The 26638-nt window shown below is 49.8% G+C and carries 22 protein-coding genes; 5 read left to right on the plus strand and 17 right to left on the minus strand.

Features of this window, described 5'->3' with window-relative positions:
• The first annotated feature begins 362 nt into the window (after positions 1-362).
• A complete protein-coding gene (locus P4D80_RS20170; protein ID WP_421655810.1) occupies positions 363-2933 on the plus strand; it encodes an ATP-dependent Clp protease ATP-binding subunit in 2571 nt (856 codons plus the stop codon).
• Between the two features lie 74 nt (positions 2934-3007).
• On the opposite strand, the gene P4D80_RS20175 is transcribed toward P4D80_RS20170, so the two are convergent.
• The 13 genes from P4D80_RS20175 to psbP form a co-directional block, all read right to left on the minus strand.
• Positions 3008-9658: an amino acid adenylation domain-containing protein gene (locus P4D80_RS20175; RefSeq protein ID WP_421655811.1), complete on the minus strand. Its 6651-nt coding sequence runs from the start codon at positions 9656-9658 to the stop codon at positions 3008-3010.
• 1395 nt (positions 9659-11053) lie between these two features.
• Positions 11054-11659, minus strand: a complete 606-nt coding sequence (locus P4D80_RS20180) for a sensor histidine kinase (protein WP_421655812.1) — start codon at positions 11657-11659, stop codon at positions 11054-11056.
• Complete coding sequence (locus tag P4D80_RS20185; RefSeq protein WP_421655813.1) at positions 11643-12125, minus strand: histidine kinase dimerization/phospho-acceptor domain-containing protein; 483 nt, start codon at positions 12123-12125, stop codon at positions 11643-11645. The genes P4D80_RS20180 and P4D80_RS20185 overlap by 17 nt, the downstream gene beginning before the upstream one ends.
• 26 nt (positions 12126-12151) lie before the next feature.
• Positions 12152-12385, minus strand: a complete 234-nt coding sequence (locus tag P4D80_RS20190; protein ID WP_421655814.1) for a hypothetical protein — start codon at positions 12383-12385, stop codon at positions 12152-12154.
• Positions 12386-12658 (minus strand): hypothetical protein, encoded by a 273-nt coding sequence (locus P4D80_RS20195; protein WP_421655815.1) that lies wholly within the window; start codon positions 12656-12658, stop codon positions 12386-12388.
• Positions 12659-12745: 87 nt separating this feature from the next.
• Positions 12746-13306, minus strand: coding sequence for a hypothetical protein (locus tag P4D80_RS20200; protein ID WP_421655816.1), 561 nt, complete (start codon positions 13304-13306; stop codon positions 12746-12748).
• Between the two features lie 42 nt (positions 13307-13348).
• Positions 13349-13663, minus strand: a complete 315-nt coding sequence (locus P4D80_RS20205) for a hypothetical protein (protein WP_421655817.1) — start codon at positions 13661-13663, stop codon at positions 13349-13351.
• 205 nt (positions 13664-13868) lie between these two features.
• A complete protein-coding gene (locus P4D80_RS20210) occupies positions 13869-15044 on the minus strand; it encodes an alpha/beta hydrolase (RefSeq protein WP_421655818.1) in 1176 nt (391 codons plus the stop codon).
• A 149-nt stretch (positions 15045-15193) separates the two neighbouring features.
• A complete protein-coding gene (locus P4D80_RS20215) occupies positions 15194-15772 on the minus strand; it encodes a DUF924 family protein (protein ID WP_421655819.1) in 579 nt (192 codons plus the stop codon).
• Between the two features lie 479 nt (positions 15773-16251).
• Positions 16252-16737, minus strand: coding sequence for an allophycocyanin subunit alpha-B (gene apcD, locus P4D80_RS20220; protein ID WP_421655820.1), 486 nt, complete (start codon positions 16735-16737; stop codon positions 16252-16254).
• Positions 16738-16850: 113 nt separating this feature from the next.
• Entirely contained in the window at positions 16851-17954 is a 1104-nt protein-coding gene (locus P4D80_RS20225; RefSeq protein ID WP_421655821.1) for a protein kinase domain-containing protein, read from the minus strand.
• 68 nt (positions 17955-18022) lie between these two features.
• Positions 18023-18682, minus strand: a complete 660-nt coding sequence (locus tag P4D80_RS20230) for a nucleoside triphosphate pyrophosphatase (protein ID WP_421655822.1) — start codon at positions 18680-18682, stop codon at positions 18023-18025.
• Positions 18683-18863: 181 nt separating this feature from the next.
• Positions 18864-19436: a photosystem II reaction center PsbP gene (gene psbP, locus P4D80_RS20235; protein ID WP_421655823.1), complete on the minus strand. Its 573-nt coding sequence runs from the start codon at positions 19434-19436 to the stop codon at positions 18864-18866.
• A 454-nt stretch (positions 19437-19890) separates the two neighbouring features.
• Between psbP and P4D80_RS20240 the strand changes: the two genes are divergently transcribed.
• From P4D80_RS20240 to P4D80_RS20250, 3 genes are read left to right on the plus strand one after another with little or no spacing between them, the layout of a single operon-like run.
• Complete coding sequence (locus P4D80_RS20240; protein ID WP_421655824.1) at positions 19891-20538, plus strand: DUF3038 domain-containing protein; 648 nt, start codon at positions 19891-19893, stop codon at positions 20536-20538.
• Positions 20535-21860, plus strand: a complete 1326-nt coding sequence (locus P4D80_RS20245; RefSeq protein WP_421655825.1) for a DUF4335 domain-containing protein — start codon at positions 20535-20537, stop codon at positions 21858-21860. Before P4D80_RS20240 ends, P4D80_RS20245 begins: the two co-directional genes overlap by 4 nt.
• A complete protein-coding gene (locus tag P4D80_RS20250) occupies positions 21835-21984 on the plus strand; it encodes a hypothetical protein (protein ID WP_421655826.1) in 150 nt (49 codons plus the stop codon). Before P4D80_RS20245 ends, P4D80_RS20250 begins: the two co-directional genes overlap by 26 nt.
• A 173-nt stretch (positions 21985-22157) precedes the next feature.
• Here the strand turns inward: P4D80_RS20250 and P4D80_RS20255 are convergent, their stop codons facing one another.
• The gene (locus P4D80_RS20255; RefSeq protein ID WP_421655827.1) at positions 22158-22868 is read right to left on the minus strand and encodes a hypothetical protein; all 711 of its coding nucleotides are present in this window, start codon (positions 22866-22868) and stop codon (positions 22158-22160) included.
• Between the two features lie 526 nt (positions 22869-23394).
• Here P4D80_RS20255 and fmt point away from each other — a divergent pair.
• Entirely contained in the window at positions 23395-24399 is a 1005-nt protein-coding gene (gene fmt / locus P4D80_RS20260) for a methionyl-tRNA formyltransferase (RefSeq protein WP_421655828.1), read from the plus strand.
• On the opposite strand, the gene P4D80_RS20265 is transcribed toward fmt, so the two are convergent.
• The 3 genes from P4D80_RS20265 to sbcD form a co-directional block, all read right to left on the minus strand.
• On the minus strand, positions 24396-24770 hold the full coding sequence (locus P4D80_RS20265) for a DUF6464 family protein (RefSeq protein WP_421655829.1): 375 nt from the start codon (positions 24768-24770) through the stop codon (positions 24396-24398). The two genes, fmt and P4D80_RS20265, sit on opposite strands and share 4 nt — an antisense overlap.
• Positions 24771-24984: 214 nt before the next feature.
• Positions 24985-25167, minus strand: coding sequence for a hypothetical protein (locus tag P4D80_RS20270; protein WP_421655830.1), 183 nt, complete (start codon positions 25165-25167; stop codon positions 24985-24987).
• Between the two features lie 109 nt (positions 25168-25276).
• On the minus strand, positions 25277-26593 hold the full coding sequence (sbcD, locus tag P4D80_RS20275) for an exonuclease subunit SbcD (protein WP_421655831.1): 1317 nt from the start codon (positions 26591-26593) through the stop codon (positions 25277-25279).
• Positions 26594-26638: the final 45 nt, after the last annotated feature.

Consider the following 26638-nt stretch of genomic DNA (forward strand, 5'->3'; position numbering starts at 1 on the left):
TCTCCTTTTGACGATGACGGTTACTCCCCTCTCTTTATACGGCTTTCCCCACTGCTGACCTCAAACTCAAGGCGATAGAGTAACAATAGTTAACACACAAAAGTTTACATTGCCAGCCTGGTGATAGGTTCCTGGTTCATTCAGGTTCTTCCAATCGCATCAGGAGTTAGAGCCGTCGCAGGTTGCTTAGGACGTTTTCTTTGAGGGGAATACGAGATTTTGTCCACAGTTGTGGCTTTCCCATCTGCACCCTGTCCTAAGTTTGTTAACTGTAGCTACGATTCTGGCATGGCAAGAAGGTGTGTTGCCCATGCTTCCATTTTTCATCCGCTGCGCAAGCTGGCGTGAAAGGAGAGATCTCTATGTTTGAATTTTTTACAGAAGAAGCCATCAAGGCTGTGATGTTAGCGCAGGAGGAAGCACGCCGCCTGGGACATAATTTTGTAGGTACTGAACAGATTCTGCTAGGAGTAGTTCGGGAAGGCACCAGTATAGCGGCTCGGGTGCTTACAGATTTGGGTATCACTCTTGACTACGCTCGGGCCGAGGCAGAAAACATTACAGGACGAGGTTCTGGCGTTATTCCAGCTGAAATTCCATTTACACCCAGCGTCAAGCGATTGTTTGAACAAGCCATTCAAGAATCTCGCCAACTGGGACAACGACGAGTCGAGCCAGAGCACCTGCTGCTAGCAATCACAGTAGAGTATGAAGGGGTTGCAGTCAAGGTTCTGCAAAATTTGGGTGTGGAGCTACCAGAACTGCGAGAGAGGTTACTGACAGAAATGAATGCGGTGGCAGCAGTTCCTGCGGGTGGCTGGCAAGAACAGGCACCTGCTAGCCGTACCAATTCCAGGAATGTAACCCTGGAAGAGTTTGGCACCAACCTGACCCGTCTGGCTGTCGAGGGCAAGCTTGACCCTGTGGTTGGGCGTGAGAAAGAAATTGAGCGAGTGGTGCAGATTCTGGGTCGGCGCACCAAGAACAATCCCATCCTGATTGGGGAACCTGGTGTTGGCAAAACTGCGATCGCCGAAGGACTCGCCCAGCGGATTGTAAACAACGACGTTCCCGATATCCTGACAGCAAAACAGGTCATCAGCCTGGATATGGGTTTGCTGGTCGCCGGAACCCGTTTTCGAGGTGACTTTGAAGAACGCCTGAACCAGATTTTGGATGAAGTCCGTACCTCTGGGAACATCATTCTCGTCATTGATGAGGTGCATACCCTGGTGGGGACAGGCTCCATTGAAGGCGGTATGGATGCGGCAAATTTGTTGAAACCTGCCCTGGCACGGGGTGAACTACAATGCATTGGTGCCACCACATTGGATGAATATCGTCAGCACATCGAGCGTGATGCGGCTCTCGAACGTCGCTTTCAACCGGTGATGGTAGGTGAACCCAGCGTGGAAGACACCATTGAGATTCTGTACGGATTACGCGATCGCTACGAGCAGCACCACAAAGTCCAGATCACTAACGAAGCTCTAGAGGCTGCTGCCAGACTCTCAGCTCGCTATATCAGCGATCGCTACCTGCCCGACAAAGCCATTGATCTCATCGATGAAGCTGGTTCCCGTGTACGTTTAGCAAATACTCCCCAGTCTGCCACCAAAGGACTGAAGCAAGAATTGCGCCAGGTTGTGCAGGCTAAGGAAGAAGCCGTAAAAGAACAGGACTTTGACCAGGCAGGGCAATTGCGCGATCGCGAACTGGAATTAGAAGCGGAAATTAAGAGAATCCAGGAGTCAGAAGCCAGAAGCCAAGAGGCGGGAGTTCACTCAAAATTCGAAACTCAAAACTCAAAACTCCTCCACCCCCTTACCCCCTCACTTCCTCACTCCCTCACCCCTCACGTCACCGAAGAAGACATCGCCCAAATCGTTGCCTCCTGGACAGGTATTCCTGTTAGCAAACTAACCGAAACAGAATCTGAGCGACTATTGCATCTGGAAGAAACCCTGCACCAACGGGTGATCGGTCAGGATGAAGCCGTCAAAGCCGTTTCGCGGGCACTGCGGCGGGCACGGATTGGGTTGAAAGATCCAAACCGGCCCATTGCCAGTTTCTTCTTCTCTGGTCCGACTGGGGTAGGCAAGACCGAACTGGCGAAAGCATTGGCAGCCTACTTCTTCGGTTCAGAAGATGCCATGATTCGACTGGATATGTCTGAATTCATGGAATCTCATACAGTTTCTAAGCTGATCGGTTCACCACCGGGATACGTAGGCTACGGTGACGGTGGACAACTGACAGAAGCGGTCCGCCGTAAGCCTTACACCGTCGTTCTATTTGACGAAGTTGAAAAGGCCCACCCAGATGTCTTCAACCTGATGTTGCAACTGCTGGAAGATGGGCGATTGACGGATTCCCAGGGACGAACGGTTGATTTCAGGAATACATTGGTAATTCTGACATCCAATATCGGTTCCAGAGTAATTGAAAAAGGTGGAGCTTCCTTTGGGTTTGAGTTTGAAAGCAACCAGAGCGCTGCGCAATACAGCCGCATTCAATCCCGTGTGAACGAAGACCTGAAGCAATTCTTCCGTCCAGAATTTCTCAACCGTTTGGATGAAATGATTGTCTTTCGGCAACTCACTCGTGATGAGGTGAAGCAAATTGCAGATCTGATGCTGCGGGATGTGGAAAATCGATTAGCTGACCAGGAAATTACGCTAGAAGTGAGCGATCGCGTCAAAGAGCGTCTGATTGATGAAGGCTACAGCCCTGCCTATGGAGCCCGTGCTCTCAGACGAGTCATTACCCGGTTGCTAGAAGATGCCCTCGCTGAAGCAATGCTTTCCGGCAGGATTCAGTCAGGAGATACGGCGATTGTCGATCTGAATGGAGAGGGCCAGATTCGCATCAATTCTAAACTCCAGCTCGTAAGGGATCGTGGGCAGGAGTTGTTAGCTTTCAGTGAGGTGTAAGGGGTAGATGGGTGGAGAAGTGGGGGCTTGATGAGGTGGAGGCAATTACTCTCCCATCCCCCTGCCCCCGCGCCTCACTGCACCAGATAGGGTTTCAACCGATCTGCTATGACCTGGACATTTGGTGCTTTCAAAATACCAAGGTGATCACCCGGAACATCAAAGGCATGAAAATCTTTGATGAACGGTTCCCATCCCAGGTCTTTATCCAGATTTCCCTCAAACAGATTCTGTTCCGTTGCCCGGAAGAGTACCACTCGACCTGTGTAGGGCTGAGGGAAATAGGATTGGAGTACGCGATCGCGGACTTCTTGACGGATGTCTTCCGAATCGGTGCTGGCAAACTCTTGAGATATTTGCGCTCCGATTGAGTGCAAGTGTTGATTGACTTTACGAAATGGGCTAGATAACTGTCTCCGGAGCAGTTGCATATTTTCCTGCCACCGCTCGGCAAGGTAAATGTGTCCTTGCTTGAGCAGCATTTGCCAGTGGATCTGAAAGCGCTTGAAAAAGGAGAGGGAGTTCGGGGCAACAGCATCCAACAATGCCACCAGAGCAACCTCTTCTCCCTCTGCCTGGAGTTGTTGAGCCATTTCATAGGCAATGACTCCTCCAAAAGACTCTCCAGCCAGGTAGTAAGGGCCATGCGGCTGAAGAGTGCGAATTGCCTTCAGGTATCGAGCTGCAATGGTTTGGGCATTGGAAAAGAGAGCGCTATGCAGGTCAACCCTGCCCGTTTTAATCAAATCCACTTCTTCCTGAAGGTAAACGCCATAGACCGGTTGGTCCGGATCCAGGTGTTCAGCTAATTCGCGGTAGAGCAAAATGCCGTAGATACAGAACAGGGGAGGTTTGTTTCCTCCAGTCCGTAAAGGCACCAGGTCGCTCAGTACCTCATCGTCTCCATCGGCAATTCGTAAAAGATTGGCGATGTCTTCGATCGTGGGAGATTGCAGCAGGGCGGTGATGGGAAGGGTTTTGCCCAGCAGTTTTTCAACCTGGGCCCACACTCGCACGGCTGAGAGGGAATGCCCACCCAGTTCAAAAAAGTTATCCCGAATGCCGATTGGCTTGACTTGCAGCACCGTTTCCCAGATTTCGGTCAACTGTCGTTCTAATTCATCTCTGGGGGCGACAAAATCACTGCGATCGCCCTCACTTGAAGAAAGGTCAAGAACGGGTAAAGCTCGACGGTCTACCTTGCCATTGGGAGTCAGTGGTAGCGCTTCCAGGACCACAAAGGCGGCAGGAACCATGTAACCTGGCAACTTTTGTTTCAGGAATTGGCGCAGTTCCAGTGGAGTGGGTGACAAATTCCCCTGAATTGTCAGGTAAGCGACGAGACGCTGATCTCCAGGCTCATCTTCACGCACAATAGCAACGGCCTGTTTCACGTTGGGGTGTTGATTCAGCAGGGATTCAATTTCTCCCAGTTCAATCCGAAAGCCGCGTAGCTTAACCTGATGGTCGATTCGTCCCAAAAATTCCAGGGTACCATCCGGGCGATAGCGGGCCAGGTCCCCCGTTTTATACAGACGGGCACCGGGTTGATCGCGGAAGGGGTCCTTGATGAACCGCTCTGCGGTTAATTCTGGACGGTTGAGATAACCCCGTGCTAATCCCTCTCCTCCAATGTGCACCTCTCCCGATATGCCGATGGGTGTGGGTCTAAGGGAAATTGTTTGCCTATCAGAAAATTCCTCAAGTACATAGATTTGTGTGTTGGCAATGGGGCCAGCCACGGGTACGGCTCCTTTTCCTGGCCTGACTTGGTATGCGGCTGACCAGACAGTGGTTTCCGTAGGGCCGTACATATTCCACAGTTCCCCTTCCTTTTCCAGCAGTTGATCCGCCAGGTCGCGGGGCATGGCCTCTCCACCACAGAGCATTTTGAGACGGCGATCGCCCTGCCATCCTCCACTCAAAAGCATGCGCCAGGTTGCAGGGGTCGCCTGCAGGACGGTTACTCCAGCCTGAGCCAGGATTTCTGCCAGACGATCCGCATCACTGGCAACGGCGCGAGTCGCCAGTACAATCTGAGCTCCCACCATTAGCGGCAAGTACAGTTCCAGGACGGCAATATCGAAAGAGATGGTTGTTACGGCCAGAAGGACATCCTGTTCGGTCAACCCTGGAGCAAAGCGCATGGAGTGGAGGAAATTAACAGCGGCGCGATGGCAAATTTGAACGCCCTTGGGTTTTCCGGTGGAACCGGAAGTGTAGATAGTATAAGCCAGATTTTCTGGGGTTACTCCGCTGTCCAGGTTCTCGTCGTTGTGCTGGGCGATCGCAGGCCAATCAGTATCAAGGCAAATCACCTGGACATTCGGTTCAGAAAACTGATTTCTAAGTGCCTGCTGCGTAATCAGTAAGGGCAACTGGGAATCTTCGATCATCAATGCCAGCCGTTCCCTGGGATAGGCAGGGTCAAGCGGCACGTAGCTGCCACCTGCTTTCAGAATGCCGAGTAAACCTACAACCATCTCCAGTGATCGCTCGACACAAATGCCAATCAGGGAGTCAGGACCGACACCCTGCGATCGCAGGGTGTGGGCTAACTGATTTGCTCGCTGGTTCAGTTCCCGATAGGTGAGGGATGATTGCTCAAAGACAATGGCGATTTTGTCTGGAGTTCGCTCAACCTGTGCCTCAATCAGTTGATGAATGCAGTGGTCTTGAGGATAGGCCAGGGCGGTATCGTTCCACTCCACCAGAAGTTGATGGCGCTCAGAATCGGTCAGCAAAGGTAATGCTGCAATCGGTTGCTCTGGATCGCTGACAATGGCCTGTAACAACGTTTGGAAATGGCCAATCATGCGGGTAATCGTTACTCGATCAAACAGATCGCCGTTGTATTCAAAATCCGCCACCAGTCCAGCTTCTGTTTCCTCCACCATGAGGGTCAGGTCATACTTGGAGGTACCGTGATCAACCCGCAGTGGCGTTACCGTCAGACCGGGGAAGTTCAAAGATTCGGCGGGAGTGTTCTGCAAAATTAGTAGAACCTGGAAGAGAGGACTGTAACTCAGGTTGCGTTCGGGTTGTACCGCCTCTACCACCCGCTCAAAGGGAACATCCTGGTTAGCATAGGCATCAAGAGCAACCTGCCGTACCCGTCCCAATAATTCCAGGAAGCTTGGGTTTCCCTTCAAATTCACCCGTAGGGCCAGCAAGTTGATAAAGAAGCCAATTAGAGACTCGATTTCACTGCGCTTGCGGTTAGCGACGGGAGAACCGATGACCAGATCTTGACAGCCGCTGTAGCGAGAGAGCAGAGTTGCAAATACTGCCAGCAATGTCATGTAGAGTGTGGAACCAGTGCGCTGGCTAAGCTGCTTGAGCTGGCGAGTGAGTTCTACATCCAGAGTAACGGACTCCGTTCCGCCCCGGAAGGATTGTATGGCAGGACGGGGGCGATCGCTGGGCAACTCCAGCAGCGAGGGAGCACCCGCTAATTGTTGCTTCCAGTAGGCCAATTGCTGGTGAACAAAGTCTTGCTGTAACCATTGCTGTTGCCAGTGGACAAAGTCAGCATACTGGATGGGCAGCGGTGACAGGGGGGAAGCGGCTCCCTGGGAGAAGGCTGTATAGAGAGTGGCGAGTTCCTTGCGGAACAGAGCCAGAGACCAGCCATCCGAGGCGATGTGATGCATGGTCAGCAACAGCACGCGATCGCCCTCTCCTAATTGCAACAGCTTGCCCCGTAAGAGTAAATCCACTGCCAAATTAAAGGGTTGCTGGGCTTCTTCCCTCCCCAGTCGGTGAACTTCAGCTATCCGGTCTGTTTCAGGCAGAGCTTGTAAATCAACCACTGACAAACGGAACGGCGGTGGTGGTAGGATCTGCTGAATGGGCGACCCATCCACCACTGGGAACGTCGTCCGCAGGGTTTCATGACGACGTACAATTTCGGTCAGGCTCTGTTCAAGTGCTACTACATTCAACGCCCCAACCAGCCTGAAGGCGAGAGGAATATTGTAAGCAACACTGCCCCCTTCTAAATGGCTCAAAAACCAGAGTTGCTCCTGAGAAAAAGAGGCGGGCAGGTTTGTCTCCCGCGCTGTGGGTGTAATGGGTTCCCAGGTAGCGGAGTGGGGGGTACCGGATTCGCAAAGGGGACTGAGATATTCGGCTAAAGTGGCGATTGTGGGCCGTTCAAACAATCGGCTGATAGGAATTTCTAGCTTTAGAGCGGCTTGAAGTCGATAAATTACCTGAGCAGCCAGCAGGGAGTGTCCACCCAGGGCAAAGAAATCATCTTCAACCCCTACCCGCTCTACTCCAAGCGTTTTTGCCCAAATGTCTACCAGCAATTCTTCCAGGCGCGTTCTCGGTGCTACATAGGAGGCGGGATTAGAATCTGGAGGTGCCAATTCGGGGGCAGGTAGTGCCCGGCGATCGACCTTCTGGTTGGCGTTGACTGGTAGCGCGTCTAACACCATTAACCTGGCGGGCACCATGTAGTCGGGTAGTTTTGCTTGCAGAAAGAGGCGGATGTTCTCAATCGTGGGGTTGAGTGCCTTATCCAGCACCAGGTAAGCCACTAAGCCTTCTTCGCCATTCCACAGTTCACGGGCAACCACCACCGCTTCTCGCACACCAGGAAATTGCCGCAGCGTCGTTTCAATTTCGCCTGGCTCAATCCGAATGCCCCGCAACTGAATCTGGAAATCACTGCGACCTAAAATTTCAAGGTTGCCATCGGCACTGAAACGGCCCAAATCGCCAGTGCGGTAGAATCGTTGCCCATCAATTACAACAAATTTCTCCTGCGTCAATTCATCCCGGTTCAGATAGCCTTTTGCAACCCCTGTCCCACCAATGTAAATTTCACCCACCACCCCAATGGGTACTAAGTTTTGATGAGGATCATACAGACGGACAGAAACATTGCTAAAAGGTTTGCCAACCCAGGTCTTGGTAACAATTTCATTCCTTCTGACTGGGAAGGTGCAGCCCATGCAACTGACTTCGCTACAGCCATAAATCACGTATATTTCTGCATGCCGAAACACACGTTTCATTGTTTCCAAAAGATCAGCAGAAACAATGTCTCCACCGGAGGAAACGTGTCTCAGATTGTCGAATTTTTGAATGTCTAAGCCATTGTCTTGAATATAGACAAGTAGTTTTTTGAGTAAACTGGGTGACGCATGAACAACGGTGACTTCTTCCAGGGTTTGCGTCATTCGTTTGAAATCTAAAATGTGATCTCGCTCCAGAATCACAAGTCGCCCGCCTGCCACCAGCGGTGACAATAGCTCAAAAAAAGTAATGCTAAAGGTAAAACGGGCGATCGCAGGCATCACATCGTTCTGGTTAAAGCCGTATCGATCCTGTGCTACCTGGATGTAATTCACCAGATTTTTATGGCTCACCATAACCCCTTTAGGCTTGCCTGTTGTCCCAGAGGTATAAACAATGTAAGCCGTCTGATCAGAGGCAATTTCGATTCGAGGATTGTGAGTTGGTTGATGCTGAATTGTCTCCCAATCCCGGTCGAAGTAAAAAACGGATTTGGAAGTGACCGGGAGATTGGGCAGGAGATGGGACTGGGTGAGTAGAACCCTGGGCTGAGTGTCTTCCAGGATGACACTCAGTCGATCAATTGGATAGGTCGGGTCGAGTGGAACATAAACACCCCCTGCTTTGAAAACACCAAGCAGAGCTACCAGAACCTCCAGCGAGGGTTGCACACAAACAGCAACTCGCGTTTCGGCCCCCACCCCTGCACTGATTAAATAATGGGCCAATTGATTAGCGCGTTGATTCAGTTCTGCATAGGTCAGGTGTTGATCCTTGAAGGTGAGAGCGATCGCGTCTGGTTGCTGCACTGCATGGACTTCAATCTTTCGGTGAATTGGGTTTTGAGGATATGGAGCAGGAATACTGGCCCATTCCACCCGCAGTTGATGGCTCTCTGCCTGGGTCAAGAGCGGTAATTGGGCGATCGCCCAACTTTGCTCACTGAGCATTCCCTCCACCAATACCTGCAGATGACCGGACACACGCTTGATCGTGTCAGGTTTGAACAGGTTTGCATTGTATTTCAGCAGCCCTGAAATAGCTTGCCCTTGCTGAAAGATGAGTAGGTGCAAGTCTGAATTTTCCTCTGTAGGTACCCATTCTTCCCAATCTTCAACCACGGAACTGCCATCAATGAAGGTGACGGCGACTGGTAAATCGGATTGGACGTTTGGCCTATTGTGTACCAATAACCGCTCCTGCAATGCTCCTGACTGACCTCGAATTCCCTTCAAAGCAACTGAGGTATAACCGATCAACTCTTGAACTTTTAATTGCCCCGATAAGTGGGTGCAAATTTCCATAATGGAGGTTTCAGCTGTAGCCAGTTTATGAATTGTAAGTTTCAGGGAAATGGTTTCTTGCTGAGTGTAGCGATACAGTAAGACGTTGAATGCGGCGAGTAAGAGCGATCGCTCCTCCATGTCATCGCTCCTGTGCAAGAGACTGGTGAGGCGATCGGACAGAGCAAATTGATACCATTCAGGTTGATAGGGAGTAGTCGGTGTTTTAAGAAAATCGCTGGGTAATTGTAAAAGCGTTCGTTCTTGATGATGGGTCTGCCTCAGAATCACTTTTTTCTCATGGTTTTGAAAGCCTGATTCTGGACCTGATTTAATTGATTTATCCAATGGAGAAACTGATTCAAAGCCCATATCTACATCATTTTGAGAAAACGCTTTTTGATTCGTGACGACCACCGCAAAGCTCCTTTCTGCACAGCAAACTTTCCTAAGTCTGCTTAAAGACTCAAAAGCACTCAGGTAGAAAATTTCAATTAAGGCGAGATAGCGAACTGCTGCTAATAGCACTCAAAATCTGGTTTCAGAGCGCGCCCTGGGGTTAGCAGTTAGTTCATGATTGGTACTTAAAATTCAAATAGCTTTATCTACCTACTTAACAGAAATTTAACAGAAATAGCCATAAAAACTACTCTTTTCTATTAAGACCAATTCAATATGAGGATGCGTAGAATCAGAGCCCTCTGTAGTCCCCTTGGTAAGAGGGACGGCGACAGCCGGGGGTTGATAATGTACAGCTTCATAAAACATTGGTATAAGAAGACTAAGAATAATAGTTCTTCTCATATAAACTTCATCACTCACCCTACTTTTCGAGACAAATTAGCATTGGATAGTAAATTTTATCGATGGTAACGATAAAAGTTTGAAAATCCTTAGAGCTTTTAAGAATTTGTCAATAAGCACCATCTATTAACTGATTGACCTCAATATTGGCTGTCCTGGGAGGGTGTTCTAGAAACAGGGCTCTGACTCCTCGAAACCCTGATTCCCTCAACCCCCTTTCCAGGATTGCCACAAACAATTTGACAAACCCTCTGCTGGGAGTTTGGTGATAAACTTCGCCTATCACCAAAACAAAATCAATATTCCAGGGGTTTTGTTTGGGGTGAAAGAGTAGCTTAAACCACTCTTTCACCGGTAAGCCGGGAGAGCCTCAGTATTCCAGAGGTTCTGTGTGGAATCCAGGAGTTTCTTGTGCACCCCCTTCACCGACATACTGAAAGAGCCAAATCCCTTTCTGTGGGAAAGCACTTTCCAAATCCCTGGAAAGATTGCCGTATTGCCATGCCAATTAAAGTGATGCTATCCCTTTTTCTTGTTTAAATGAGTAGCTGCAATCCGACCTATTACTATGATCCAAAGTAACATGATGGTTTTGAGGATGCCGTATATCTTCAGAAAGTTCATCATAAAAATATGAATTCATGATTATACAAGGGGACATCTAGCCTTGGAAACATCATTGTTTCTTAACGATTCAAGTACAGTTTTTGGTAGTTTCGTACTTGTACAGAGCTAAAGGGTATTTAAATTTTTTGTAAATTGAGGCACCGTAGTTTTACGGCAGTTTTTAGTGAACATCTATAATCACCTTTGGTTTGGTTAGGACACTAAATTTGAGGAGGCGTGCGGACTTTCTCTCCCAGCCAGGGTTTCCACCTCTGCACCCTGTCCTAACCATAATGACTACCGCTACAAAATCCTGGTAATGATGCATGTAATGATTGGTTTTTCAAGGGTCCTCTACGCCCTTGAAAGCATTCTTATGCAGGACTACCAAAATCTCATGGATCAGTTGATGGATGGGCTGATTGGCAACTCAATCGTGAAGCAGGTTTGGTTAGCGGTGCTTGCAACGTAAATTTTGCCGCCCAGATGTTGGGTCATTTTTTTCACAAGTGCCAGACCAAGTCCCGTTCCGCCCTGTTTCCAACGATCAATGCCTGGAACCCGATAAAATTTTTCAAAAATGTTTGGGAGTTCACCCGCCGGGATTTCAACCCCGAAGTTACACACATCTAATACAAAGGACAAGGGTGAGGAAAGGAGGGATAAACCGTTTTTTGGTAGTTTTTCAGTTTCTGCTTCATTTCTGATCGTCTTTGTAGATACCTTAATCCGTTCGCCGGGTGGTGTGTACTTGCAAGCATTGTTTAATAGTTCAGTCAGGATTCGATCCAAACAAGTGGGGTCAGACATGATGACAGGTAATTCGGTTGAAATTTCAACCTGCAAAACTTGCTGACGGCTACGGATTCGTTCCTGAAAGGAATCTGCAATTTGAGACACCCATTCTTGCAAGTGAATAGGTTCCAAGTTTAAGGACTGAGTACCTGATGTCAGGCGTTGCAGGTCGAGGAGGTCATTAATCAAATCTGCTTCACGATCGCACTCCATCTGCAAAATTTTGAGGTAGCGATCGCGTTTTTTCTCTGTCGGTGGACAGCTTCAGCATTTGAATGGCCATTTTCATGTTGGCAATGGGTGTCCGCAATTCATGGGAAACGGTACTCAAGAAGTCATCTTTCAGATGGTTCAGTTCTTCCAGGGCTTTCACCTGAATTTGAGCTTGCTGGTAAAGGCGGGCCTGGCGAATTGCGATCGCGCACTGGTTTGCGACTTGTTGTACCAGGCGAATCTCCTGATCGTTGAAAATTTCTTCCTTTTCCTTAAACACCCATAGATCTCCCAGAACCCCCTGATCATCAAAAATTGGGCAGCTTAAAATCGCCGTTTGTTTGCAGGTCGGGCGGGCGGGGTTGGGAATGGTCATGCAAAATTGGAAATATTGGCATTTCAAGAGCTGCTGGTACACCTCTGGTAGAGAAGCCATGGGAATCACCAGTCCTTGAATGGGAGGCAATGTTTTAGTGTTCTCCGGTCAGAAGCTTATTGGGTAAATTGGTGGTCATGGTTGCCAGTTGAGCCAGGGGACGAACTAACTGGCGACTGATGAGTACCGAAAAAAATAAGGGCCAATACTGCGATCGCCAAAATGATGGCTAAGTTGCGGACATAGAGACTTTGAATACTGTGAGCATTGGGTTTTATCGAAGCTTCTATAATTGCTGTCCATGGCAGTCCAGGTGAAATTGCCGTTTCCCGAACGAAGGGAGAATTCATTCAGCGTGCCATCGCTAATTGACTCCCCTTCTTGGGAAACCACTGATAGGTCTGATCTTTTAGCGGAGTAATGTCACCTTCGTGACGCAGGTTAAATGCCTGACCCATTTTCCGGTCAGGTTGGGTGCTAACAACCACTGAATGGTTGCGACCGACCAGTGTGATCTGTACACTTCGTTCACTAGCGTAGTTTTTCAGCAATGCTTCAATTCGATCCAGGGCAATTTCACCCGCTACAAATCCCAGTAACTCTGGACCTTGAACAATTGGCACGTTCAAGATGACTTTGGGAGGTAAATTTTCATTTGCTCTGACAGGATCAGATAGGATGGGCTGTAGGGTTGTTTGAGATGTTTGAATCTAGGACTGGTTAATCGGGTGGGCGATCGCCAGGTTCTCTGGGGGTTCGGTACTGGCTAAAATAATGGTTTTATCAGTACTAATTACAGTAAGAGCAACAAGATCGGGCAACAGCCGCTTGGATAGTACAAGACGCTGCTGGAGATGCTCTGGTGAAGTTACACCCTCGGTCGCCCCAAGATGAGCCAGTTCATTGAAGCCCTGAAGGTATTGACTGTACCAGGAACGCACTTCTGCCAATGCACTAGCAGAAACCTGGTTGAGTTCTGACTGAGCTGTTGTTTTGATGGTTTCAACCACGCCACGACTTGCCAGCACAATTAGCAGCAACGTTGGCAAAAATACAAAAGCAACCAACAGGTTAAATAACGTTTGCTGAAAAGAAAGGGTATTAACCGCTCTGGAACGACGCAACCATCGGTGAACGGGTAAATGGGTGATTAGTAAACTGGCAATCAGTGCATTGAGAATCCCATTAACAGGTTGTTTTAGCAGGATAATCTGTGCCTGTATTGGATCCAGTTGCAAAATTTGGGAATAGAACAGCCAGATTAACGGCATCCCAATCCAGAGCCAGAAGATACCGTCCAGTAAAACAATGTTTTAGTGGTAACGGTGAAAGAGCCAGCCAACAACCAGCGCTTCACAGGTAAAGATGATAGCTGCGTAGGGATGCCCCCACAGGAAATATGTGCAACTGCCTGCAATAAGTCCAGCCAGGGTACCCCAACCGACTCCATAGAGGGACATCACAATCCAGACAGGGATGGAACCAAAAACAAAGTCAATCTTAAAGAATAGTGTCCATCGGGTCAGATTACCCACATAGCCAGCCAATAACAGCAGCAACAATCCCAAACTCGCTCTGTGCCACCGCAACAATTGCAACGAGTTTATCAATTGCTGCTTCAACCCCATTTGCTCCGCCTTTTGTGCCTGAACTCAACTAAGAACTTATTCAACAACTTGTCCATCTCTGTTATGAGTAATGCTCTTAACTGAATAATGCTCTGAACCAATGGTTGATCTTTTTCTATAGAAAGTTTCATGGCCTATTCCACTGGATGTCCCCAGTGAGGTGAGCGGTAGCGATTGAAATTACAATTGGTAACTGCAAGCCAATTTAGCTGACTGGGGAAACCAGCGGCAGATCTGAGTTCTGTTCCAGATTACCCATATTGCGCTCATCAATCTCGCCCGTTGTCAGGAAGCGGAATGTTTCTTGATAAAGGCTTTGCCAGAAGCGATTGCTCATTCCCTGACTAACTTCCGTTGGGTCAACCATAGGGTGGGGTACCAGATCCTGCGCTCTGTAGAAATAGTAGCGGTTACCCTGTCGCTCTTCGCCTGTCTTCTCATAGAACTCCTGGTTAGCTTTAATGTCTGCGGCATCTTCATTTTCTGTTAACACCATAAAGATTGGAGTATCTTGTAGCGCGCGAATAGCTTGACCACTCATGACATAGCTACTGCCAAAGCGGTCTGCGGCTGTAAAGCATCCCACTGGAAATTTTAGGTTGGGGTCCCATCCTGTTTCTTTGATATCAAGTGGACCTGCCAGGTTGATGTATTTTCGATTCTCCTCTCCATATACCTTCAGCAGGGGAGCATAGGCAACAACCTTTTCAATCCGTTCGGGTCGGGCGGCAGCCAGTCCCAACGCAACTGTTCCGCCCACCGAAAGCCCAAGGGTATAAATGGGACCTGGCATAGCTTCCAGCTCATTGAGCCGCGCTTCTGCATGATACAGAAACTCCATATGGCTGGAGATGAAGTACTTCTCAAAATCTGGATCGTCGGGATATTCGATCGCTTGGATGATGTCGAGCAGTCGTGGTTCAATCGCAACCAGGCGGGCCACTAATGCCATTTGCTGAAGTGGGGTCAGGTGGCCTTTCCCGTTAGAACTGCTTGCCATGTTAGCAAAGAAGTTTTGCAATACCGGGTCCTTTGCTACTTTTTCCTTCAAGGGAACGGCAATCTCTGGTTTCAGATCAACCTGGGGCCAGTTTTTGGCAGGATTCACATAAGCATGACCTGCCAATCCACATTGATAGACATTAAAGCCGTTGCGAAACAAATAGTCTGCTAGCCGCCAGGTCTGGTGGGGTTTGGCACTGAAGCCATGGAAAATCATGACGGTGCCCCGGATGGAATTCCCTGATTCATGGAACAGGTAGTAGGGGTATGCACCTTCTCGACGATCTGGATGGCTGTCAATGGTGCGAATGTAGGCATCAATTGACTGCTTTGCCTGATTAATTTGGTCAGTGGTCGGAAGGATGGCATGGTTGGTCATTGAGGATGTCTCCTGGGGCAGTAAAGTTGTTAGTTGTTGGTTGTTAGTCGGGTGAGAGGGATGGAGTTTGAGTTTTGAGTTCAGGGAAAAAGGAGGGGATGGGGGATAGTAGGGATGGGGCCTGGGTCGAGGTGAAAGGCAAACCTGAATTAGAAGGAAGAACCTGGTTGTTTTAGAAACTCTTCTTCCTCTGGTGTGATTGATCGTCCCAGAATGGCATTGCGGTGAGGAAATCGTCCAAAACGTTCGATCACCGCTTGATGCTTTTGGGCATAGGTATAGCCATCGGGTACATCTGGATGGTCGCGCAGGGGATGAAACAACTCAACGCACTGATTCTGATGGGATAGATCCTCACTGTGCATCAGGGGCAGATAGACAAACCAGCGTTTCACGGGAGGGAGAGCCTGGTGAAAGCCGCGGGCGATCGCTGCCTGGGCCACCGCCAGAGCCTGATTATCTGTCGCAAATGCCTGGGGCTGATCCCGAAACATGTTACGGGGAAACTGATCCAGCAGCAAGATCAATGCCAGAGAACCCTCCGGCGTTTGCTGCCAGTGGTCTAGCTGACCGGCTGCTGCCTGCTCATAGATAGCCTGAAAACGAGTTCGAATTTCCTGGTCAAAGTCTGGATTTTTGGAAAACCAGACTTTTCGAGCTTTACCACTACCTGGCTCGTCAGGTGAGCGGTTGAACCAGAAGTTCAAGATTTCTTCGGGTTGGGACATTTAAGGGGGAAGGGGGGGGATTCTGGGGGTAGCACGCCAGGGAGAAGGGGGTTTGCATTTCTGGAGAAAAAAGTACTATAGCTCTACGCAGGTGCGTTAGGACATTGGAATCAGAGAGGGAGTGGGGGCTTCGCCCACAGCCAGGGGTTCCACCCCTGCACCCCGTCCTAACCATAATGACTACCGCTATACTTTTCTTCAAAGGGCCAGGCTTGCGCGTGTGCCCTCTCCATGAGAAACCTACACTGGCTTTCCTCCATTTTTCCTACTGATTCTGGGTGGTTTTTAAATAAAAAAGAAAGTAACGGTTCGTACCGCACTAATCATCCAGCGCAATCGGTTAACCCGATCGCTTTCACAAGGTTTTCTAAAAATTTCCCCACTGCCAGTGAACTACCCAGGAAAAAATGCTAGGTACCTCCACTAACCGTGGGGAGTTAAAAATTTATATTCTGTACTGTACCACTCTGACCAATCACTCAAGACATGGCCTGAATGATGAAATCAAAGTAGGGAGCTGCTTCAAGGGCATCTTCAGGGGACAACAGAGCCAGGGAAGCAGCCTTCAAACAGCGAATCGCCTCTGCCATTCCAGGAACGGGCACCCCCAAAGCGTTATACATTTCGCGGGCTCCAATGATCCCAATCGACTCAATTGGTTCCTTGCTACCTGAGAGAATCCCATAGGTCACCAGGCGCAAGTACCAACCGTAGTCACGCAGGCAGAGGGCACGTTGCTTATCGCCATAGGCATTGCCACCGGGAGCAATGAAATCAGGGCGCTTCTTCCAAAGTTCCTTACTGGCTTCTTGAACAATTTTTCTTTCATTTTCAGACAGCGTCTGCGCAATGCGAGTCCGCTGTTCACCCGTTTTAAAGAAGTTCTCCAATCCCTGGAGTTCGCCGGAGGTTGGATAGCGCAGTTCGTCGTCAGCTTGAAGAATGACTTGACTAATTACACTCATGATTATGGCTGTCTCTGGATATCACTCAGTAGTTTAGCGACTGAAGGGGACACAAAGGAAGGGGGAATGGGGGTGTTGTCCTCATTAACTTCACACAAGTTAACAAACGGCGACTAATCCCGGTTGAGGCTGGAGCTGGTGAAGGTCATCCGGGGATGGAAGCGATCGCCCCTGACCCGCCGGGCTTTCAGTTTTGCCCGCCAATCTCGAATAGCCATCGCTGTGCGCACCATAGGCGGAATGTACTCCTCCGAAACCAGGTTCTCCCGTGGAAACGGTTTGGGATTAATGTTCATGCAGTACATCAGGTTGTCCAGGTACGGTTCCAACTCCAGCACGCGCATGATTTCTCTGGGCGATTGGTAGCGATCGCGGGGCGACACCTTTAGCATTTTGGTCAGCACATTGCCGAAGTGTTCGCTGACCGTGATAAATTCTTGCCAGCGAATTTCACCGGTTAAAAACTCATAGTCGAACTCCAGTGGGGGCTTGCCTGATAACAGATAGAGACAGGTGACCCCCAGTGCATAAATGTCACTGGAATAAACCGGGCGAGAGGCCAACTGTTCAGGTGGAGAAAACCCAATGGTGCCGACAAACTGAGTGCTGGAATGCCCCCTGCTAGAGGAGTCTCCAACCTGAGCAATGCGCTCTTTGACTGCACCAAAGTCAATTAGCACCAGCCGACCATCATCTCTACAACGAATAATATTGGGGGGTTTGATATCCCGATGAATGACGTGGTTATCGTGGACATATTGCAGGAGAGGTAGAAACTCCAGCAAAAATCGTTTGACTGCCATTTCGGAGAAGGGGCCGGAGCGTTGAACTTCCCTGGTTAAGGTGTGCCCCCGCACATACTCCTGAATCAGATAGAATTCTCCTTCTGACTCAAAATAATGCAGTAACCGGGGAATCTGAGCATGGCTGCCCAGTTTACTGAGGGTTTTAGCTTCCTGCTCAAACCGTTTGCGTGCCTGCTGGAGGGCTTTCTCATTGTTGACTTTGGGGCACAACTGCTTAATTACACAAAAGGGGAGTCCTGGAAGGGACACATCTCTTGCCAGAAAGGTAATGCCAAAGCCACCTCTGCCCAAGGTTTTCAAAATTTCATAGCGATCGCGAAACCGCTGTTTGGACCCACATAACCGTCCAAGGTGAGTCTGGTCTGCAAGATCAGCACGGTACTTAGACAAATCTGCTGGCGAACGATTCATGCGACGGTCACGGTTTTATCCAGATTGCTTCCAGTCTAGAAAGAAACTCAAGCCTCTGTGGAAAATCTTTAAAGTTCTGACCGCCAAAAATCAGTCACGTCGAACCCGAGCGCATCCAGCATTTGACGCAGCAAGGGTAAGCTCAGACCAATCACATTACTGTGACAGCCTTGCAGTTTTTCGACAAACAAACCGCCCTTTCCTTCCAAAGCAAAACACCCGGCGCAATTGAGCGGTTCGTCTGTGGCGACGTAGGACTGAATCTGGCGATCACTGACCCAGGCAAAATAGACCTGGGTCAACTGGCAGCGCACCAATGCTGTGTTTTCTGACTTCTGGCTCCTGGCATCCGCCCCCTGATCAGAGGAATCGGAGGAGATCCGAATCAGAGCGTGTCCGGTGTAGAGTTCCCCAACTTGGCCGCGCATTAACTGCCAGCGGGCGATCGCCTCCTCTGGATTGGCGGGTTTGCCATGAATTTCCCCCTTTATTGCCAGTACCGAATCACATCCCATTACCAGCGTTGGCAGATTGGAAGGCTGCATCTGGGCTGCGATCGTTTCAGCTTTCCGCAGTGCCAGTGTCTGCACCAGTTCCGCCGGATCAGACAGTTGAACCTGGGACTCGTCAAAATGACTTGGCTGAACCACTGGCTCAATGCCAACGCTTTGCAACAATCGTCGTCGCGCTGGAGAAGCCGAAGCCAGGATAAACCGAGGAGTGAGCATAGGTAAAGAGGGAAGGAGGGGGTTAGGGGGCGTTGTTGAAAAGCAGTATGAATCGAAACGAAGTTTCGAGCATATCGCATCTATTTCATACCCAAATTCAGCAACGCCGAGGGGACTAGGGGCTGGGGGCTTAGGGGCAAGGGAGGTGATATACACCCCTCCACCTCCAATCCCCTTCTCTCTAATAAACCGAGAACGAGTTCACAGATTGCTTCAGCAAATCTCGCATTTTTTCCCAGCGATCTTCCGGGGTAGAGGCGTTGAAGGTATACAGCTTACCCCGGCTAACAGCCACACTCGCCAGGTTATGACGTTCCTGACCGTTGACTTTTACAGTGTACTCCAGAGTGTAGTAAGTCTTGTCGCCATACTCGCGAGCTTCGGCATTGATCAGTTCTGCTTCTCTTCCCGAACCGGGAGGGGCGATCGCATTCTTGCCAATCTGATAGCCCACCTCACCCGGACTGCCCAAATCAATCAGTTGTTTTCCATCCGGTACAGGATTGATAACCACGCTGACATTCTCAGTTTGCTCAATAATATCGTGGAACACCACATCTACCCCATTGTCGCGGTTCACCTTAACAGGTAACCAGCCATTGGGATAAAGAAACTGGTAGCCATCCGTGCTATCCACGTAGCTTTTTAAGCCAGTGACTGGAGAAACACATCCCTGCAAGCCTAAGGCAACCACGATTAGAAGCATTGCTAGCAATCGTTTCAGCATCTCTCCAATTTTCTCCTTGAGCGGCATATCAGCAAATCAATCCAGCACAAATTCAAAGTACTTGGCCCTCATAAATTCTCCCATCTCTGTGACTAATTGTTACTATCGATAGGCGAGTTGTGGGAAGAAGGAGAGTAGATGGTAGGGAAGTTGTTAGAGTTGGTGCGGGGTGAATGGGCAGAGGGAGCCAAGAGATAGAAGGGATGGAGTGGATAGGTAGAGCTTTTGCCTTTTCCCTTGAACTCAAAACTCCGACCTTAAACTTATCCACCCATCCACCCTCCCACCCATCCACTCCCTTTCTGGCTCCTCGCTTTCTAATCCGTCAGTTCCTCACCCTTTCTATGGGAACTTTGGATAAATTTACAGCGTAATGTAATAAAAGTCGATAAATCGTACACTATAAGGTTGCACAGTTTTCGTCATCAATTCCACCTGTTTTAGTTTCAATCTCTGGAATGATGAATCTGGCAGCCATTAAGTGAATATTGAGCCGGATCGCGTGGATATATCTGTGAATGTAATGCAGTCAAACGAATTACCTGTCCAGCCAACCCCCCTAATTCTAGACAGTTTGCCCAATCCGCCTGTTGCCAATGAGGTTTGCCCTCGACGAGCGATGACTCAAATTGATCTGATGCTGTTGGCAATTGAGGCATTGGATCTGAGTGGTTCAGAAGCGATTTTGCTGATGGCTCATGAGCTGGAGTTACAGGGGATCATTAAAAATCGGGTCGCTTTGTGGCGGCTGCGTAGTACCAACCCCCTCCGGCGTAACAGTCAACGCCGTTCTTTGACTCTACCAGAAGCGAAAGCCATGGTGGTGGTAGGCTGTTACCTGGCTCGAAGGTTAACGGTACTGATTCGGCAACTGTTGCTGGCCTATCAGCAGTTGAGTGAAAAGCGGCTATCCCCAGAGCATCATTTTCGACTGTATGAGTACCTGGAACGGTTTCGTGCCCATTTCAGATCGCGGATGAATCCCCGCCGTGCGGCTGTTGCGGCTTACAACTCAGATGAAAAGCTGGATGAATTGGCGCTCAACCTGTTGACCCAGCTTCTGTTTTGTACCGGGACCTATGGGATGCAGCGATTTTGGGCTAGTTTGTTTGATGGAGAGGTGGCATGACCATTCAACGTCAGTACAGTCTACCGAACTGCACTCTGATACTCGAAGGATTAGGGGATTTATCCCTCATGACTGCGGGAGAGGCACGCCCGTTAATGACAGTGTTGATTAATGCCGAATGTCATCTTCCGGGGCAGGAGAAGCCTTTAACGGGTGGGCGAGAGTTTCTGGAGAGTCTGGTTAGCACGGTGAGCCATTATGCTCAGGAAATTTTTAGCGGTATCCACAGTTTTAGCCATTCTAAGCAAAGTGCAGGGCTCGTGCAGTTGCAGCGGATTGATGTCAACCATCACCGGCTCAGTGTTTTACCGGAAGGAGCTACTCCTGGTTCTGGAATTGCGGCTCAATTGACCCGTCATGTTGATTTAACAACGGTGCAATTGTTTGATCTGGTGGAGGCGGTGGATCAATTTTTCGCCGATTCCCAAACCCTACCTGAGCTGACATTGGCTCTTAAGCCGTTGCCAAGGCACTACGTTCCCAATAAGGAATTGATTACGAAACAGGCGGTTCCAGCGGCGTTGGGGTTATCCAGTGTGGCGCTGGCGGCGATCGCATTGTTTGCGGCTCCCGTCCCCAAAGTCGTTCAGCCTGCTTGTTTGCGGCTTGGGGAACCTGACTGTGCCAATACTTCAAGGCCAGACAGTTCTCCAACGACCAGCCCTTCTCCAGCAGCAGGCAGTTCTCCTACTCCCAGCCCGAATGCGAATTCTAGCCCATCCGCCTCTGCTTCTCCAAACCCAGCCCAATTAGAGGCCGTGCTGACCAGTTCGCCGGAGATCACAGATCCGAAGGCAATTACAGATTTACAAGAAAAGTTACGTCGGCAGATTGACGAGGCATGGAAGACTCGGACTCCCATTACTCAAGACCTGGTGTATCGTGTCGGTGTTGATAAGGATGGGGCGATCGTAGGTTATAAACCCGTCAATTCTGTAGCTCTAGAAAATGCTAACAAAACGCCTCTGCTGGATCTACTTTACATTCCTCCTCAGGGTGGTAGCCGTCCAGCCTCTGAGCCAATCGCTCAGTATAAAGTCGTTTTTACTTCCAGTGAAGTGGTGGAGGTTGCTCCCTGGAAAGAAGCTATGGCATCGCCCATAACCAAAAACAGCGGTCCTGAAATTACCGATAATGCGAGGTTGGAAGCTCTTTTAGAAAAGCTGCAAGATCAGATCTACGACAACTCTGAGAATCTGAACCCATCCTTTAAGACAGATCTGATTTACCGGGTCCGGGTGAAAGAAGACGGATCGGTGATTGATTTCAAACCGGACAGCCAGGCGGCCTATAACTATGTGCAGGAAACTCCCCTTCGCTAAACTTGGTAAACCAGCCGAAGAAGGAAGCGATTCGCTGGATATTCCCCACGCCATATTTAAGGTTGTCATTAAACCAGACGGTGTAGCAGAAATCAACCCCTGGCGTGGATGGCAGAAAGAATAAGTGGATGGGTGGATGAGTAGGTGAGTTTTCACCTCACTCCTCACCCCTCACTTGACTATCCACTAACAACTAACAACTAACAACTAACAACTAACAACTAACAACTAACAACTATCCTGATCCCTACCACCTAATCAATGTTGCATCTGGGGATCAATGTTGCATCTGGGGGATCAATGTTGCATCTGGGGGCCCATCCAGACGTTGCTGATGGGCTGACCAAAGATGATTGGGCGATCGCCTTCTACCTGAGTGGTTCTACCCATCGCATCCACCGCCCATAGGGGCCATTCCTCGTCTCCCAGATTCCCTGCCCGAAATAGGGCACGGGTTGAGTAACGGCTACTCCAGCCCAGCAATACAGCATGGGTGTAGGGAGTGGTGGGAGCGACCGTATTTACCCGGTTAAAGGTGCGGTCCACGATGACGGCATAATCTGAAGCGATATCGGAACCAAAGAGAGACTCAAATGCCCGTGCCAGGAGGCGATCGCCCTGTTCTGACCAGGAGATGGGAATCACAATCGAAATATTGCCCCCTGATGCAGCCTCCTCTCTTAAAAAGGGATTATCCGCTAGCGGCGAAGCAGGAGTGACCGCCTGTAAATCTCCTGTCTCCAAGTTTTCTAGAAACAGAACGCTACTCACCTGGCTGCGATAAAACTCTGAATGAACGTGCATCTGAATTCGACTATAGGCAGCATATCGGTGATCCGGCGACAGTAACGACTGACTGCGGTAGTAATGGACAGTTGCCGCAACATCGAGAACTTGCTCCGTCGATGGGTTGCGGAAACTAGCTGCGCCTAGGGTTGCCAAAACCCAGTTCCAGGGAACCGGATGGGGGCTATTAAGGGGATCAATTTGTACCGATTGCTGAGACATAGCAAAGAAAGAATCAATAGAGGAACTTAAAAATACAAAATCCTAATCCGTTCTGGCTTTAACAGCAAGAACAGACCTTGCAACCGATTGAACATTACCAAGGAACAGTGATTGAGAGCAGAAGACAGACGTTCTCTACGAAAGCCCTGAGTGCAAAGTGCTTGAGCCTACCAGGGTTCTTTTGAGAACCCTTGCAATCAGGGTATTTCGTTGAAACGTCGGGTCAGACTCTGAACTGATGACTCTGACGGAAGGCTGGAACATCAAAGCTCTAAGCGAGCAAGCCTAGACGGGTCTAAAGTCAGGGTCTGTAAGGTTTTTACTGCCTGGCTCTAACTTTGCAGAGCAAACTCTTCGATAGTGGGGCTTGAATGCAGAACTACCAACAGGATAGGCTTGAAACCTTACTTTCATGTATAGCAGGCAACGACAATTTAGGTGAGTGATCTCAGCAAGTTTCCAAGAGATTTAATGTTTTTGAAGCGTTCACTTCTCAAGCTACAAATTTAGGCTAAGAATTCAACTTATGAAGATTGTTTTTTTTGGGACGCCCCGATTTGCAGTACCCAGTCTGAAATATTTGTTGGCTCACCCGGCATTTCAGGTGTTAGCCGTGGTTACACAACCCGATAAGCGACGGGGGCCGGGTAATCAGTTGACAGCTTCACCCGTTAAGGAAGTGGCACTAGCCCATCATCTACCTGTCTGGCAGCCAAGGAGTGTTAAGAGAGATGCTGATACTCTCAACAAACTGCGGGAGACAGGTGCGGATGCTTTTGTTGTGGTTGCCTATGGACAAATTCTTTCCCAGGAGATACTGGACATGCCGCGTTTGGGGTGTGTTAATGCCCACGGCTCTATTTTGCCCAAATACCGGGGGGCTGCTCCCATTCAATGGAGCCTTTACCACGGGGAAACTGAGACGGGTATCACCACGATGCTGATGGATGCAGGAATGGATACAGGCCCCGCTTTATTGGAGGCGCGTACATCGATTTCCCTACTGGAGAATTTTTATGACTTGGGGGCCAGATTGGCGGATTTAGGGGCAGATTTACTGATTGAAACACTGCTGAAACTGGAACAATCGGCTATTCAACCGATCCCTCAAAACAATGCTGAAGCGACCTACGCCCCGTTGATTAAGAAGGAAGATTACCGGCTGGATTGGCGGCGAGACGCGATCGCCCTGCATAATCAAATCCGGGGCTTTTACCCCCATTGCACCGCTACCTTCCGCAATGCTCCGCTTAAAATCATGGCTACGGCTCCCCTTGGGCCAGCCTACTGGGTCGATCTTCCTTTAGAAATTCAGGCTTTAGAGAAGGATTGGTCTTTCCTGGAAAAATGTGCCGCTCAGCCGGGAGAAATTGTTCACCTTGCCAGGGGGCTGGGACCAGTTGTGCAGACAGGAAACGGGCTTTTGCTGCTGAGAGAAGTTCAACTTTCGGGGAAACGCCCCCAATCGGGTTGGGACTTTGGCAATGGGAGTCGGGTTGCGATCGGCGAAGTCCTTGGCAACGGAGCTTAAAGCGCCTCATCAGTTGCCCATAAACGCTCGTAGTACCGACATCCCAAACAGGGGCCTTCTGGATTGACGGCGCAGCGAATCAGTTCAGATTGGGCATTAAAACGGCAACTGACCTCGCCGACCACCCAGCGCCCGTTTACCAGACTCCTTTCAGAAGGGCGTTGAGCAGTTTGAACGTAGAGCGAGACCTTATGAAGTCGATACCGCCCTGCCCTGAGTTGATAACGATGGCAACGTTCCAAAACGGTGTAGGTTTTGCCTGCAAGATCCAGGTATGCACCAGGCTGTGGTGTCCAATCCAGTTGAATGTTCCCTAGCGATTGACGGGGGTATGTGAGAATCACCTCCGTCGGCAGAGAGTGTGGCTCCATAACAAGTGTTATTTGGCTTACACATAGTTATTCGATGGTACCTCAGATGGGAACTTAGCTCTGCTCCTTTAGATTCTGTTCTGGTCAATGTGTTAGTCCTGAATCATTTATGCATAGAGAGCATAGAGAACTGTGCACCCCGCACTCCAGCCGAGCAAGAACTGGCCCCGCAGCTCACTTTATAGCTGTCGCCAGGTTACTTAGGACATTAGTTTTAAGGGAGTGTGGTGGCTTCGCCCTCAGCCAGGGGTTCACCCCCTGCACCCCGTCCTAAGCTAAGCCTGGTGGCTATCGCTATACCTCCAACGTGTGGCTTGCTTGCCAGACGGAAATTCAGGGCGAGGGCAAAATTACCCTGCGGCGATCGCTGGATGCCCACGATATTGGCATGTTCCATGATAAAGCAGCGGGCAGAGTGGCCCCCAGTTTCAAGCCAATCTCAGGGCTGGCCCTTCTTGCGGCGGCAACTACTTGCACGGGTTTGGAGCCTCATGCGTCCGTAACCATTACAGCAAACGTAACTGGGTATTTTGATCCTCAACGGTTTCCAGATCAGAATCGATTTCAGGATCTCCCGCGGCGGCTTCAGCCAGATCAAACCCTGTCGTCTGTTCATCCAGTAGCAACCACTGGGCAACTTCCACCATCTCTGCTTCAAGCTCTCGCAGGTCTTCTCGATTTGCCAGATAAGTCTTGAGGGCCTCCATTGGGTCAATACTGCGGCCCACTCCCAGCTCCGGTAGCCGCGGACGGGCAAGCTGGCTCACCAGTTCTGGGTGAATGGTGTAGCTGTGAGCAAGGTTCAGAGCCTGATGCAGAGATGGGGTGTCAATTTGTTCAAGCTGCTCAGATCGGAGCTGATAGACTAGCCGCACGACTGCATCCTGAACAACTGCTGGTTTTAGGGCTGACAGCAAAGTTAACTGGGGGTCTTCCGCCTCTGACAAATCAACTTCAATCGTGCGAAATGCCCGCACCGGCAGAGGACAGAACTCAAACCGGGTCTGCTTTCGCGTCAGTTCCACCAGTACAAAGCCCTTATCTTCTTTCTCTTCACTAAAATCGACCCGCTCGATGCTGCCAGGATAAACCACTGGAGGTTGCTCACATAACACCTGGTGACGATGAACATGCCCCAGCGCCACATAGTCAAAGCAGGGGCGGGCCAGGAGCGATACTGGAACCGTAAAGCCTTTGCCAACGGCTAAAAACCGCTCTGCCCCATAGCGGGCATTGTCTACCATCAGGTGAGCTAATAAGACTGTGGGTACTTCTGGATCAAGTTTGCGAATTTCGCCTTCCAGAGCAACGCGCAGGCGATCAATCAACAACTGACCCACTTCTCCCATAGAAAGACCTTCTGCCTCTGGACGGGTAAGTAGGGTCGATCGCGTCAGCCAGGGCAGGGTGATGATCTGTACTGGACCATTACAGGTCTGGACAAGATGAGTTTCCAGGCGATCGCCCACAATAAACCCTGGCACTCCCAATGTCCGATAAATACACAGACTGGCTCCCCCCGTTCCCTGGGCATGCTGGTCATGGTTCCCTACCAGCAGCACTGTCGGAATTTGAGCATCCACCAGTCGCCGAAATTGGCTGGCAAACGCTTCCTGTACGAATGGAGGTGGTGTAGCATCAGGAAAGGCATCTCCCCCAAATAAAACCAGGTCAACGGGTTCGGCAATAGCCCGATCAATGCATCGTCCCAGGGTGCTGACAAAGTCCTCTAAGCGGGTGTTGAGCCCCGTCTCTGGGTTAATTCGCCCATGGGAAAAGCCGCTTCCCATGTGAATGTCAGACAGATGGAGCAGCTTAATCATGAGATCCTAGAACGCATGAACTATAGGCTAGGATTCATTTTATAG

The sequence above is a fragment of the Leptothermofonsia sp. ETS-13 genome (assembly GCF_049200465.1).
Classification (GTDB): Bacteria; Cyanobacteriota; Cyanobacteriia; order Leptolyngbyales; family Leptolyngbyaceae; genus Leptothermofonsia.

Coding starts and splice junctions, on each gene's coding strand:
- P4D80_RS20170 (WP_421655810.1), top strand. CDS start 363: ATGTTTGAATTTTTTACAGAAGAAGCCATCAAGGCTGTGATGTTAGCG.
- P4D80_RS20180 (WP_421655812.1), bottom strand. CDS start 11,659: ATGGAGTGCGATCGTGAAGCAGATTTGATTAATGACCTCCTCGACCTG.
- P4D80_RS20190 (WP_421655814.1), bottom strand. CDS start 12,385: ATGAATTCTCCCTTCGTTCGGGAAACGGCAATTTCACCTGGACTGCCA.
- P4D80_RS20200 (WP_421655816.1), bottom strand. CDS start 13,306: ATGCCGTTAATCTGGCTGTTCTATTCCCAAATTTTGCAACTGGATCCA.
- P4D80_RS20205 (WP_421655817.1), bottom strand. CDS start 13,663: ATGGGGTTGAAGCAGCAATTGATAAACTCGTTGCAATTGTTGCGGTGG.
- P4D80_RS20210 (WP_421655818.1), bottom strand. CDS start 15,044: ATGACCAACCATGCCATCCTTCCGACCACTGACCAAATTAATCAGGCA.
- P4D80_RS20215 (WP_421655819.1), bottom strand. CDS start 15,772: ATGTCCCAACCCGAAGAAATCTTGAACTTCTGGTTCAACCGCTCACCT.
- apcD (WP_421655820.1), bottom strand. CDS start 16,737: ATGAGTGTAATTAGTCAAGTCATTCTTCAAGCTGACGACGAACTGCGC.
- P4D80_RS20225 (WP_421655821.1), bottom strand. CDS start 17,954: ATGAATCGTTCGCCAGCAGATTTGTCTAAGTACCGTGCTGATCTTGCA.
- P4D80_RS20230 (WP_421655822.1), bottom strand. CDS start 18,682: ATGCTCACTCCTCGGTTTATCCTGGCTTCGGCTTCTCCAGCGCGACGA.
- psbP (WP_421655823.1), bottom strand. CDS start 19,436: ATGCCGCTCAAGGAGAAAATTGGAGAGATGCTGAAACGATTGCTAGCA.
- P4D80_RS20245 (WP_421655825.1), top strand. CDS start 20,535: ATGACCATTCAACGTCAGTACAGTCTACCGAACTGCACTCTGATACTC.
- P4D80_RS20250 (WP_421655826.1), top strand. CDS start 21,835: ATGTGCAGGAAACTCCCCTTCGCTAAACTTGGTAAACCAGCCGAAGAA.
- P4D80_RS20255 (WP_421655827.1), bottom strand. CDS start 22,868: ATGTCTCAGCAATCGGTACAAATTGATCCCCTTAATAGCCCCCATCCG.
- fmt (WP_421655828.1), top strand. CDS start 23,395: ATGAAGATTGTTTTTTTTGGGACGCCCCGATTTGCAGTACCCAGTCTG.
- P4D80_RS20265 (WP_421655829.1), bottom strand. CDS start 24,770: ATGGAGCCACACTCTCTGCCGACGGAGGTGATTCTCACATACCCCCGT.
- P4D80_RS20270 (WP_421655830.1), bottom strand. CDS start 25,167: ATGGAACATGCCAATATCGTGGGCATCCAGCGATCGCCGCAGGGTAAT.
- sbcD (WP_421655831.1), bottom strand. CDS start 26,593: ATGATTAAGCTGCTCCATCTGTCTGACATTCACATGGGAAGCGGCTTT.